Source organism: Cypionkella sp. (genome assembly GCF_030652235.1).
GTDB lineage: Bacteria > Pseudomonadota > Alphaproteobacteria > Rhodobacterales > Rhodobacteraceae > Cypionkella.
On record NZ_JAUSBA010000033.1, the window covers coordinates 46978 to 59415 of the forward strand.

The 12438-nt window shown below is 62.4% G+C and carries 13 protein-coding genes; 7 read left to right on the forward strand and 6 right to left on the reverse strand.

Annotated elements, in window-relative coordinates; genetic code table 11:
- Window positions 1–12: 12 nt before the first annotated feature.
- A complete protein-coding gene (locus Q7V03_RS10335) occupies window positions 13–1371 on the reverse strand; it encodes a formimidoylglutamate deiminase (protein ID WP_304925515.1) in 1359 nt (452 codons plus the stop codon).
- 126 nt (window positions 1372–1497) lie between these two features.
- Here Q7V03_RS10335 and hutI point away from each other — a divergent pair, with 126 nt between their 5' ends.
- From hutI to hutU, 3 genes are read left to right on the forward strand one after another with little or no spacing between them, the layout of a single operon-like run.
- Window positions 1498–2664 (forward strand): imidazolonepropionase, encoded by a 1167-nt coding sequence (gene hutI / locus Q7V03_RS10340; protein WP_304925564.1) that lies wholly within the window; start codon window positions 1498–1500, stop codon window positions 2662–2664.
- Window positions 2661–4193: a histidine ammonia-lyase gene (gene hutH / locus Q7V03_RS10345; RefSeq protein WP_304925516.1), complete on the forward strand. Its 1533-nt coding sequence runs from the start codon at window positions 2661–2663 to the stop codon at window positions 4191–4193. Before hutI ends, hutH begins: the two co-directional genes overlap by 4 nt.
- A gap of 12 nt (window positions 4194–4205) precedes the next feature.
- The gene (gene hutU / locus Q7V03_RS10350; RefSeq protein WP_304925517.1) at window positions 4206–5903 is read left to right on the forward strand and encodes a urocanate hydratase; all 1698 of its coding nucleotides are present in this window, start codon (window positions 4206–4208) and stop codon (window positions 5901–5903) included.
- A 145-nt stretch (window positions 5904–6048) separates the two neighbouring features.
- On the opposite strand, the gene Q7V03_RS10355 is transcribed toward hutU, so the two are convergent.
- On the reverse strand, window positions 6049–6486 hold the full coding sequence (locus tag Q7V03_RS10355; protein WP_304925518.1) for a MarR family winged helix-turn-helix transcriptional regulator: 438 nt from the start codon (window positions 6484–6486) through the stop codon (window positions 6049–6051).
- Between the two features lie 169 nt (window positions 6487–6655).
- Between Q7V03_RS10355 and Q7V03_RS10360 the strand changes: the two genes are divergently transcribed.
- Both Q7V03_RS10360 and Q7V03_RS10365 read left to right on the forward strand, forming a co-directional pair.
- Window positions 6656–7084 carry an organic hydroperoxide resistance protein gene (locus Q7V03_RS10360; RefSeq protein ID WP_304925519.1) on the forward strand — a complete coding sequence of 143 codons (429 nt, stop codon included), beginning with the start codon at window positions 6656–6658 and terminating at the stop codon, window positions 7082–7084.
- Between the two features lie 57 nt (window positions 7085–7141).
- Entirely contained in the window at window positions 7142–7906 is a 765-nt protein-coding gene (locus tag Q7V03_RS10365) for an SDR family NAD(P)-dependent oxidoreductase (protein ID WP_304925520.1), read from the forward strand.
- Between the two features lie 23 nt (window positions 7907–7929).
- Here Q7V03_RS10365 and Q7V03_RS10370 read toward each other — a convergent pair whose 3' ends face one another.
- Window positions 7930–8367 (reverse strand): hypothetical protein, encoded by a 438-nt coding sequence (locus tag Q7V03_RS10370; protein ID WP_304925521.1) that lies wholly within the window; start codon window positions 8365–8367, stop codon window positions 7930–7932.
- Between the two features lie 22 nt (window positions 8368–8389).
- Between Q7V03_RS10370 and Q7V03_RS10375 the strand changes: the two genes are divergently transcribed.
- Window positions 8390–8833, forward strand: a complete 444-nt coding sequence (locus Q7V03_RS10375; protein ID WP_304925522.1) for a DUF1294 domain-containing protein — start codon at window positions 8390–8392, stop codon at window positions 8831–8833.
- Window positions 8834–8838: 5 nt separating this feature from the next.
- Here Q7V03_RS10375 and Q7V03_RS10380 read toward each other — a convergent pair whose 3' ends face one another.
- Window positions 8839–9540, reverse strand: coding sequence for a peptidoglycan-binding protein (locus Q7V03_RS10380; protein WP_304925523.1), 702 nt, complete (start codon window positions 9538–9540; stop codon window positions 8839–8841).
- Between the two features lie 382 nt (window positions 9541–9922).
- On the opposite strand from Q7V03_RS10380, the gene Q7V03_RS10385 reads away from it, so the two are divergent.
- Window positions 9923–10108 carry a hypothetical protein gene (locus Q7V03_RS10385; protein WP_304925524.1) on the forward strand — a complete coding sequence of 62 codons (186 nt, stop codon included), beginning with the start codon at window positions 9923–9925 and terminating at the stop codon, window positions 10106–10108.
- A 63-nt stretch (window positions 10109–10171) separates the two neighbouring features.
- Here Q7V03_RS10385 and Q7V03_RS10390 read toward each other — a convergent pair whose 3' ends face one another.
- Together Q7V03_RS10390 and Q7V03_RS10395 are read right to left on the reverse strand one after the other, a co-directional pair.
- On the reverse strand, window positions 10172–11245 hold the full coding sequence (locus Q7V03_RS10390; RefSeq protein ID WP_304925525.1) for a DMT family transporter: 1074 nt from the start codon (window positions 11243–11245) through the stop codon (window positions 10172–10174).
- Between the two features lie 242 nt (window positions 11246–11487).
- Entirely contained in the window at window positions 11488–12354 is an 867-nt protein-coding gene (locus Q7V03_RS10395; RefSeq protein WP_304925526.1) for a branched-chain amino acid aminotransferase, read from the reverse strand.
- Between the last annotated feature and the right edge of the window lie 84 nt (window positions 12355–12438).

Below are 12438 nucleotides of genomic sequence, written 5' to 3' on the forward strand. Positions count from 1 at the left end.
CTCCTCAGCGCCCTATAGCGCGTCCACCAGCCCCTGCACAGCTTTGCGCCAGCCCGCAACAATCTGATCGCGCTGCACATGCCGCCCGCCGCGCACCTGATGCCGCCCCGCCGACCACAGGTCAGTCACCACCGCATCCGAGGCTGCAAACGCCAACCCATCCAAAATCTGATCATTGCGCAACGCACACAGCGCCGGATGGCTCAGATCAATCGCCACCACATCGGCCAGCATCCCCACCGCAATCGCCCCGGATTTGCGCCCCAAAGCCTGCGCCCCGCCCTTGGCAGCGCCCAGATAAACCGCCGCCCCAACGGATCCTTCGCCCAAAACCATCACATTGCGCGCAATGTCCCGCAGCCGCTGGCTATACTCCAAAGTCCGCAGTTCTTCCGTCAAGGAAATCCGCACATTGCTGTCCGAGCCAATCCCAAACGCCCCCCCAGCCGCCAGCCACCCCGGCCCATTAAACGGCCCATCGCCCAAATTCGCCTCTGTGATCGGGCAAAGCCCCGCCACAGCGCCGGATCGCGCCAAACCAATCGTCTCCTCCGCCGTCATATGCGTCGCATGGATAGCACACCAATCCGCGCCAATCGGCGTATGCGCCAGCAACCACTCCACCGGACGCGCCCCCAACCAAGCCGAAATATCCGTGACCTCTTTCGGTTGCTCCGCCACATGAATATGCACCGGCCCCCCCGCCGCAATCGGCAAAGCCCGCAGCAAATCCCCCGGATTGGTCGCCCGCAACGAATGCGGTGCAATCCCCACCCGCGTGTCACTGGGCAAAGCCCGCGCCGAAACCCGCGCCGCCTCAACCAACCGCGCAAACCGATCCACATCATTGCCAAACCGCAACTGCCCCGCCGTCAGCGCCTGCTCGCCCGCCCCGCCATAGGTATACAGCACCGGCAGATGCGTCAGCCCGATCCCGGTCAAATCCGCCGCCGCAAAAATCCGCCCCGACAGCTCGGCAATATCCGCATAAACCGCCCCACCGGGCTGATGATGCACATAGTGGAACTCTCCGACCGAGGCATAGCCCGCCTCCTGCATCTCCATAAACACCAGCGCCGCAATCGCCTGCATCTGTTCGGGCGTCAAACGGTCCAAAAACCGATACATCAGATCACGCCAGGTCCAGAAACTGTCGCGCCCGGCGATGCGATGCTCGGTCATCCCCGCCATCGCGCGCTGAAACGCGTGGCTGTGCAGGTTCGCCAGCGCAGGCAGCAGCGCCGACACCAGCACATCGCCCGCCTGCGCCTTGGCGCCAACGGTGATGGCGCTGATATGGCCATCCGCCACAGTGATCCTGACATTCTCAGCCCAACCTTGGGGCAGCAAAGCGCGGGTTGCAAAAATCACGAGGGCGACTCCTTATGTGTAGACATAATAAACATACTCGCATAAACATCCTTCAGGCAATAGCTATTGACGAGGCATCCCGTGCATCCTTCCCCGATCACCTTAGTTGGTCTGCAAGCCGCCACGATGCTGGGAAAATCAGACCCCTACGGCCTGATCCCAGACGCGGCTTTGGTGCTGTCCAAAGGCCGAATCGCATGGATCGGCCTCCGCACCGACCTGCCCGCCGCACACGCCGCCCTGCCGCAAGCAGACATGGGCGGACGCCTGATCACCCCGGCCCTGATCGACTGTCACACCCATGTCGTCCACGGCGGCAACCGCGCCACCGAGTTCGAGATGCGCCTGCAAGGCGCGACTTACCAAGAAGTCGCGCGCGCCGGCGGCGGCATCATTTCCACCGTCAAAGCCACCCGCACCGCCAGCCAAGCCGATCTGGTGGCCCAAGCCCTCCCATTCGTCGACGCAATGATCGCCGAGGGCGTCGCGGTGATCGAGATCAAATCTGGCTACGGCCTGAACCAAGACACCGAACTGCGCATGCTCCGCGCCGCCCGCGAAATCGCCACCCTGCGCCAGATCACGGTGAAAACCAGCTACCTCGCCGCCCACGCCATCCCGCCCGAATACAAAGACCGCGCCGATGCCTATATCGACGAGGTCGCCATCCCTGCCCTGCACGCCGCCCATGCCGAAGGCTTGGTCGATGCCGTAGACGGCTTCTGTGAAGGCATCGCGTTTTCCCCCGCCCAGATCGAACGCCTGTTCACAATCGCTGCCCAACTGAACATCCCGGTCAAACTCCACGCCGAGCAACTCTCCAACCTCGGCGGCGCAGCCCTCGCTGCCCGCTTCAACGCCCTCTCCGCCGACCATCTGGAATACCTCGACGAAGCCGGAGTCATCGCCATGGCCCAATCCGGCACCGTCGCCGTGATCCTGCCCGGCGCATTCTATACCCTGCGCGAAACCCAAATGCCCCCCATTGCGCTGCTCAGAAAACACAACGTCCCGATGGCCGTCGCCACCGACATGAACCCCGGTTCCTCCCCCATGTCATCCCTGCTCTTGGCGATGAACATGGCCTGCACCCTATTCCGCATGACCCCCGCCGAAGCCCTCGCGGGGGCCACCATAAACGCCGCCCTCGCCCTGAACTTGCCCACCCACGGCACCCTAGCCCCCGGCCAAACCGCCGACCTCGCCATCTGGAACGCCCAACACCCCGCCGAACTCGCCTATCGCATCGGCTTCAACCCCCTTCATCAACGCATCATCGGAGGCGCGCTTTGACCGCACTGACCCTCATCCCCGGCCAAACCACCCTCGAACAACTGGTCCGCATCTATCGCGAGGAACTGCCCGTCACCTTGAGCCGCGCCGCGAAACCCGGCATCGAATGCGCCGCCGCAGCGATCAAAGCCGCCGCTGCCGGTGACGTTCCGGTTTACGGCGTCAACACCGGTTTCGGCAAACTCGCCAGCATGCGCATCGCCCCCGAAGATACCGCCACCCTGCAACGCAACCTGATCCTGTCGCATTGCTGCGGCGTGGGCGAGGCCATCCCCCGCCGCCACGCCCGCCTGCTGATGGTCTTGAAACTGCTCAGCTTTGGTCGCGGAGCCTCCGGCATCCGTTGGGAATTCATTGAACTCCTCGAATCCATGCTGGCCCGTGGCGTCACCCCGCAAATTCCCGCCCAAGGCTCTGTCGGTGCCTCCGGCGATCTTGCCCCGCTCGCCCATATGACCGCCGTGATCATCGGCGAGGGCGAAGCCGAATACCAAGGCCAGATTCTCCCCGGAGCCAAAGCTCTCGCCGCCGCTGGCCTGAAACCCCTGCAACTCGGCCCGAAAGAAGGCCTCGCCTTCATCAACGGCACGCAATTCTCCACCGCCTTTGCGCTGGCAGGCCTGTTCGACGGCTGGAACGCCGCGCAATCTGCGCTGGTCACGTCGGCGCTGTCCACCGACGCCATCATGGGCTCCACCGCGCCGCTGCAACCCGAAATCCACTCGCTTCGCGGCCACGCAGGCCAGATCGAAGCCGCCGCCTTCATGCGCGCTTTGCTCTCCGGTTCCGAAATCCGCGAAAGCCACATCGAGGGCGACGCCCGCGTGCAAGACCCCTACTGCATCCGCTGCCAGCCCCAAGTCACCGGGGCCGCGATGGATGTGCTGCGCCAAGCCGCCACCACGCTGGAGATCGAAGCCAACGCCGCCACCGACAACCCCCTCGTGTTGACCGAAGCTGGCCTGATCGTCTCCGGCGGCAATTTCCACGCCGAACCGGTGGGCTTCGCCGCCGATATGATCGCCCTCGCGCTGGCTGAAATCGGTGCCATCGCCCAACGCCGCGTCGCGCTGATGGTAGACCCGGTGCTGTCGTTCAACCTGCCGCCGTTCCTGACCCCACGCCCCGGCCTGAACTCTGGCCTGATGATCGCCGAAGTCACCACCGCAGCCCTCATGTCCGAAAACAAACACATCGCCATGCCTTGCGTGACCGACAGCACCCCCACCTCGGCCAACCAGGAAGACCATGTCAGCATGGCCGCCCACGGCGCCGTCCGCCTTGGTAAAATGGTGCAAAACCTCAACGTCATCCTCGGCGTGGAAGCCATCTGCGCCGCCCAAGGCGTCGATTTCCGCGCCCCCCTGCAAACCTCGCCCCCCCTGCAAGCTGTCGTCGCGCGCCTGCGCCAAGACGTCGCCACCTTGGGCGATGACCGCTACCTCGCCCCCGATCTGATCGCCGCCGCCAACCTGATCGCCAGCGGAGCCCTCACCGCCGCCTCCGCCCTCCCCCTTCCCACCTTGTAACCCGAGGCTGATATGACCAAACCGCTCGACAACTCCCGCCACAATATGCGCGACATTTACCCCGCCACCGGCACCGAGATCACCGCGAAATCCTGGCAGACCGAAGCCGCCATGCGGATGCTGATGAACAACCTGCATCCCGATGTGGCTGAGAACCCGCACGAACTGGTGGTCTACGGCGGCATCGGTCGCGCCACCCGCACTTGGGGCGATTTTGACCGCATCGTCGCCACCCTGAAAGACCTTGAAGACGATGAGACTTTGGTGGTGCAATCCGGTCGCCCCGTCGCCGTCGTGCGCACCCACAAAGACGCCCCCCGCGTGCTGATCGCCAACTCCAACCTCGTGCCGCATTGGGCGACTTGGGACCATTTCAACGCGCTCGATAAAAAGGGCCTGATGATGTACGGGCAGATGACCGCTGGCTCGTGGATCTACATCGGCACCCAAGGCATCGTGCAGGGCACCTATGAAACCTTCGCCGAGGCAGGCCGTCAGCACTACAACGGCAGCCTCAAGGGTAAATGGATCCTCACCGGCGGTTTGGGCGGCATGGGCGGCGCCCAACCCCTTGCCGCCGTGATGGCAGGCGCCTGCTGTCTGGCGGTCGAATGTGACGAAACCCGCATCGATTTCCGCCTGCGCACCCGCTACGTCGATGCCAAGGCGCATACCCTTGATGAAGCCTTGGCGATGATCGCCGAGTGGACCGCTGCCGGAGAAGCCAAATCGGTCGGCCTGCTGGGCAACGCCGCCGACATCTTCCCCGAACTGGTCCGCCGCATGAAGGCAGGCACCGCGCGCCCCGATATCGTCACCGACCAAACCTCGGCCCACGACCCGCTGCACGGCTACCTGCCGCAAGGCTGGAACGTCGCCGAATGGCGCGCAAAACAGGAAACCGACCCGGCGGCGGTGCAAAAAGCCGCCCGCGCCTCGATGCGCACCCATGTCGCGGCGATGGTCGATTTCTGGAACGCAGGCGTGCCAACCTTGGATTACGGCAACAACATCCGCCAAGTCGCCCTCGAAGAAGGCCTGGAAAACGCCTTCGCCTTCCCCGGTTTCGTCCCCGCCTACATCCGCCCCTTGTTCTGCAAAGGCATCGGCCCGTTCCGCTGGGTGGCCCTTAGCGGAGACCCGGAAGACATCTACAAAACCGACGCCGCTATGAAGAAACTGTTCCCGGATAACGACCACCTGCACCGCTGGCTGGACATGGCCGCCGACCGTATCGCCTTCCAAGGCCTGCCCGCCCGCATCTGCTGGATTGGCCTAGGGGATCGTCACCGCGCGGGCCTGATGTTCAACGAGATGGTCAAATCTGGCGAGCTGAAAGCCCCCATCGTCATTGGCCGCGATCACCTTGATTCCGGCTCCGTCGCCTCGCCGAACCGCGAAACCGAAAGCATGATGGACGGCTCGGATGCCGTGTCGGATTGGCCGTTGCTGAACGCCCTCGTCAACACCGCCTCGGGCGCGACTTGGGTTTCGATCCACCACGGCGGTGGCGTTGGCATGGGCTTTTCGCAACACTCCGGTGTGGTGATCGTCGCCGATGGCACCGACGACGCCGCAAAACGGTTGGAGCGTGTGCTGTGGAACGACCCCGCTTCTGGTGTCTGGCGTCATGCCGATGCAGGCTATGAGACCGCCATCGACTGCGCCAAAGAGCAGGGGCTTCGCCTGCCGACGATTTTGGGTAACTGAAGCACAAGCACACAGGACCAGAGGAGCAATCCTCTGGTCCCCAATACTATCTAAAACTTACCTAAAATTGTTTCATCTTGGCCTAAATACTCCACCGGGGTCCGGGGGTGTGAAACCCCCGGCGCTCACCCAGAAAACTGACGCGTCAAGCCCCGCGCAACTGATCCCGCAGCGCATTCACCTGATCGCGCAACGCCGTCAGGCCTGCCAAACTCATCCCCGACCGCTCCAGAATACACCCCGGAATCCCCGCCGCGCGCGCTTGCATCTCGCGTCCCGCTGTACTCAACGACACCCGCACCTGCCGCTCATCCTTGGCATCGCGCGCCCGCGCTACCAATCCCTGCGCCTCCATACGCTTCAACAGCGGCGTCAACGTATTGCTCTCCAACTGCAACGCTTGCCCCAACTGCCCCACCGTCTGGCCATCCGAGCCCCATAAAGCCACCAGCACCAGATATTGCGGATAGGTCAGCCCCAACGCTTCCAGAAGCGGCTTATAGGCGTGCTGCATCGCATGAGTCGCAGAATACAGTGCGAAACAGATCATGTCCGAAGTCGGTAGGCTGGGCTTAGGATCCATCGGTGGCACTCCTTTCCCGCAAACTATATCGCGCGCGATTAGATCGCAAGCTGCGCGGGAACCAATTCGACACAAAAGCATTGTCCAAAGCAGGCAAACTGCCGGGGTTGACGCCTGCAGCGACTCGCGTTAAATGCATCGCACACGATTTAATCGCAAAGGATACATCATGCCGACGAAAGTAGTATACTCCACCGAAGCCACCGCAACCGGCGGCGGCCGTGATGGCAAATCGGCCACCAAAGACGGCGCTTTGGCCGTCACCCTGGCGGTGCCGAAAGAAATGGGCGGCACCGGGGCGGGCAACAACCCTGAACAGCTGTTCGCCGTCGGCTATGCCGCCTGCTACCTCGGCGCGATGCGCTTTGCCGCCAGCAGCGAAAAACTGGGCACGGTCCCGGATACCGCCACCGTCACCTCAACCGTCGGCATTGGCCCGCGCGCGGAAGGCGGCTTCGGCATCCAAGTGGCGCTGGCCGTCTCGATGCCCGGTGTCGATCACGAAACCGCGCAGAAAATCGTCGACCGTGGACATTTCATCTGCCCCTACTCGAACGCCATCAAAGGCAATGTCGACGTGACCACCACGCTTCTCTAATCGCTTGAACCTACCCCTTGCCCTGCTAGGCTGCGGCCAACAGGGCAGGGGGCTTCTATGAATCGGCTAAAAGGCAAAACCGCAATCATCTCAGGCGGGGCAACGGGCATCGGAGCCGCCGCCGCCCGCCTGTTCGCCGCTGAAGGTGCTGCGGTGGGCATCATCGACCGTAACGTAGATGCAGGCCAAGCCCTCGCCTTTGACCTCGTGCAACAAGGCCACCGCGCCTGTTTTGCCACCGCCGATGTCAGCCAAAAATCCCAAGTTGACGCCGCAGTCGCCACCGTGAAGGCGCAACTCGGCCCGGTCAACGTGCTGTTCAATCACGCGGGCACCATCGTCATCAAGCCCTTCCTTGAGACCGAGGAATCCGATTGGGACATGCTGTTCGATGTGAACGTCAAAAGCATGTATCTGATGACCCGCGCCGTCCTTCCTATGATGCTTGAACAAGGCAAGGGCAGCATCGTCTGCACCTCCAGCATTTCCGCCGTCTACGCCACCCCAATGGAGGTGCTGTATGACGCCACCAAAGGTGCGTGCCACATGTTCGCCCGCGCCATCGCGGTGGAATTCCGCGACAAAGGCATCCGCTGCAACGCCGTCTGCCCCGGCTTCATCGAAACCCCGCACGGCCTGCGCGAAGTGGCCGAACTTACCGCGCTGGGCGTCGATGCCTCTGATACCGCAATCAAAGCCGCGCAAGGCCGCTTCGGCCAACCCGAAGACATCGCCCGCGCCGCGCTCTACCTCGCCTCCGACGACGCCGAATTCGTCACCGGCACGCAACTGTTCGTCGATGGCGGCTTTTCGGCGGTCTGACCCCTCGCAAAGGCCCAAACCTGTCAAACCCGCATTGGATCTACACCCAAACCGTCAAACATTGCGCCGCCGGGGCCGAACGGCATTTTCGGGACCCCGCCGCATTGATGGCGTCTTGGGGCGCGGTCCGGGGCCTTGATAACGACGTCGGCCGCATCCGCTCGATCCTGATGCACCGCCCCGGCCCGGAAATGAACGTGGTCGATCCCGCCCACCGCCTGCCCGAGATCGGCTCTTACGGCGATCCCGTGACGGGGTGGTCTTTCCAACCCGACAGCCTCCCCGACCTGCCCCAGATGCAACAACAGAACGACGCCTTCGTGACCAAACTGCAAGCCGAGGGCGTGGACATCCACCACCTCGACGGCGACATGGGCATCCGCCTGAAGCAAGTCTACACCCGCGATCCGCTTGAACGCCACTGGCCAGATTTCGGCCCCAGATCGCCGAATTCCTGCCACGATCCGGCGCTACTCCAGCGCCATGATCACAAACCTCCTCACCCCCGGCACCACAGCTTTCGCAGCGCTTTGCCTCGCAGGCTATATCCTGCTGGCCAACGCCCTCGCCTACACAGCCTTTGCGGTGGACAAATCCCGCGCCATAAACGCGCAAAGCCGCATCCCCGAGCGCAGCTTGCTGATCCTCGCCACCTTGGGCGGCTGGATCGGGGCGAAAATAGCCCAACACCGCCTGCGCCACAAAACCCGCAAACAGCCGTTCGGTATTCTGCTGAACCTGTCGGGGCTGATCATCCCCGGAGCCATCGCCACAATGCTCGTGCTGCAATCAGACATCAACTGGGCAAGCCTGCCCACCCACGTCAGCACAAAAGCCCAATCGCTGCTTGGCTCCAGCACAACCGCCGACGCCCCAGCCCTGCCGCACCGCTTCGGCCCCGGCAGCGACACCGCCGAAGCCCCGTAAGCGACCTAACGCACGATCACCGCATAGGGGTCATAGCCCGTGCCCTGCAAATCCATCAGCGGATAAGCGGTCAGCTCGATACTCCCCACCCCCTGCGGCAGCGAATTGTTCACCCGCAGCATCTGCCGATAGGGCTCGCCCGCCGAAAACAAACCGCTACCGACCACCGCATGCTTGCCGCCGTTCACCCAATCACCGACCAAAATGATTGGCCCGCGATACAGATGCGGCATCAAAGCATCCAGATTGCGCGGCACATTGCCCAACAGCCGCATCCCCAAAGACTGCGCGTAAAGCTCCAGATTGGCCCGGCTTGGCCCCAGACCGCCGCCATTCGGAATGTCGCCCGGATCAAACTGCGCCTGCCCCGGAATAGCGCTGGTCATCCGCCCCGAGGCCAGCCCCCCCGCCACCACCCAACAGGTCATCCCGGTATTCTGCCCGATCCGCGGCAAAGGATGCGAGATTTCGGTGCTTAGCCCCAGCGCGCGCCAGCTCATCGGCCCCGGCACGCCATCCTGCACCAACCGCCCGACAGGTCCGGTATAGCGCGCCTGAAACCGCCGCAACGCCGCATCGGTTTTCTGCCCGAACACCGAATCCTCGTCCAATGCAGCCAAACCGCGATCGGTGTTCAGGAAATGGTTCAGCAGGCGCTGCAGGAAACGAACATGCGGATCATGACTGCCCATGCGCAAAGTAATCATCGGAATACTCCAAAATCGAAGGTCCAAAATAGGTCGTAAAAATCTGCCGTAAAACTGCGCAAAGGCTAACACAGCTTTCACCGCCGCCAAGCAGATTTTTCCCAAGCCAAGTGGCAGCCAAACCGCCGCCGTCACCCCGGTTCAAACCCCACAGAGATCATCCGGGCTGCCCCCGGCTTTCATCTTGGCAAAAATACTCCCGCCGGAGGCATCCTCCGCGCGCCATAAGACAGGGCGGATCAAGCATCGGCAAGCGTAGGGTGGGGTTCCACCCCACCACGCCATAGGCCAATCCCCGCCCCCATCCGCGCCAGCGCTAGGGCCTGCCGCCCATCCGTGCTAATCTCAGCAAACCCAAGTCATAGCGCAACAAGAGGCCCTGATGACCAAACATCTTGTCGATCACCGCACCGCATCCGAAGGCGGCCGTTTGCAAAACTTCCTGCGTCTGGAGCGCAGCCAATCCGCGACAGCCCCCCGCACCCTGCACCAACGCCCGCAAACCCGCAGCAACGCCAACTCCCGCCTGCAACACTACCTGCGCATCGAGCGCGGCGAGCAGGTCTGATCAGCAGCGGTAGGGGGCGTGGTTCCTGCTGAAAGCAAGGTTCACGCACCGCCCGCACTCGCATTAAATCGCGCGATCCGAATGCCTGTGCCGATGGTGCAAATCCGGATAGTGCGGATGTTTGTGCCGCATCGGTTCATGTCGGTGCCAATGCGAATGTGGCTCGGTTACCGCGCCGTCATGCGCGTGTTGATGATGCGCGTCGTGACTGTGCAAATGATCATGTTCCAGCGCTTCGTGATCATGCGTGTGGTCATGCCGCTCTGACAGATGCAGCCACAACCCCAAAGCCATCAGCAAACCCGCGGCCAGCAGCGACACCGTCAGCGCCTCGTTGAACAGCAGCAGTGCAAGCACCGCCCCGATGAACGGCGCCAGCGAAAAATAGGCCCCTGTCCGCGCGGTTCCCAAATGCCGCAATCCCAGCATGAACATCACAAGGCTGATCCCAACGCCCAGAAAGCCCACAACCGCGCCCGCCACCAAAAACTTTGCATCCGGCAGCACGGCCCCCAGCCACAGCGCCAGCGCAAAATTCACGCAGCCCGCCACCAGCCCTTTGATCATCGCAATCTGCACCGGGTCCGCCGCCGACAGCTTGCGTGTCAGATTATTATCAATGCCCCAGCACAGACAGGCCCCGGCGATCAACATCCCGCCGCGATCCATCTGAAAGCCCTGCCCGTTCCAAGACAGCAAAACCGCCCCGCACAGGATAGCCGCAGCACCCAGCAGCAAGCGCCGATCCACATTCTCGCGAAACACCAGCCAAGCGATCGCCATCGTCGCCAGCCCCTCAAGGTTCAACAGCAGCGCCCCCGAAGCCGCCGAGCTGCGCGACAACCCCAGCATCAACAACAACGGCCCCAACATGCCACCAAACAGCACCACGGCCGCCAACCACGGCAGATCAGCCCGCTGCAACTTAGCCTCGGCGCTGGGCAAGCCAATCCGCGCCCGCCCCCATGTCACCAAAGCCAACCCCACACCCGCGCCCAGATACAAAATCCCCGCCAAAAGCCACGGGTCCACCGATCCCATCAGCAGTTTCGACAAGGGCGCAGAGGCCCCGAACAAAATAGCCGCCCCAAGCGCCAAAGGCACGCCGGGCCACAGATGGGAGTGAGGTTTGGTCATGTGCAAAGCTTAGCACGCACCTGCAAGCTTGCAAGCTCAGCCCGTAGGGCGGGTGGGTCCTGCGCAAGCAGGGTGGACCCACCTTTGCTTTGCACGATGTAGGGTATGCTTCAGCGCACCTCACCTACCTTAATCCTTAACAAACCCTTAAAGCCACACCCCTAACTCCTTGACTCCAAACACATAAAAAAGGTCCCGAGTTGGGACCTTCCTCATTTCGCCAAAATCAAAAGCCTAAGCCCTCAGGCCCGCACCAGCTTTTCATACTGATCCGAGACCCCCAAAGTCAGCGCCCCGACCTCAAAGGTATAGTCCCCGATTTGCCCCACCGGAGTCACCTCCGCCGCCGTCCCGGTCAGCCAGCATTGCTGGAAGCCCTCCAACTCGGCGGGCAGGATGTGCCGCTCATGCACGGTCACGCCCTGCTCCCGCAGCATCCCGATCACCGTCTGCCGGGTGATGCCATTCAGGAACGCATCCGCCAGCGGCGTGTGAACCTCGCCATCCTTCACAAAGAAGATATTCGCCCCGGTCGCCTCGGCCACATAGCCGCGATAGTCGAACATCATCGCATCCGAACAGCCCTTCGCTTCGGCGGCATGTTTTGACATCGTGCAGATCATGTAAAGCCCCGCCGCCTTCGCTTCATGCGGGATCGTCTCAGGCGAGGGCCGTTTCCACTTGGCGATGTCCAGCTTCGCCCCCTTGGTCTTGGCGTCGCCATAATAATTTCCCCAAGACCACACCGCTACCGCCATCCGGATCGGGTTTTTCTTCGACGCAACGCCCATATCCTCGCCAGCCCCACGCCAAGCCAAGGCCCGCACATAGGCATCGGTCAGCCCATTCGCCTTCAGAGTGGCTTCCTTCGCCGCCTCAATCTCGGCCACCGAATAGGGCAGCTCCATATCTAAGAGCGCCCCCGACTTCCGCAGCCGTTCCGAATGCTGCACCGATTTGAAGATTTTGCCGTTATAGCACCGCTCGCCCTCAAACACCGAACTTGCATAGTGCAACGCATGGGTCAGGATATGCACGTTGGCCGAACGCCATTCCACCAGCTTGCCATCCATCCAGATGAACCCGTCCCGATCGTCATACCCAGCCATCGCAGCCTCCATATTTGCGAATGTTGCGCTGCATAGGTCCAAATAGGACGTAATATTGCGCTAAATCACGAATTCGCTAAACCT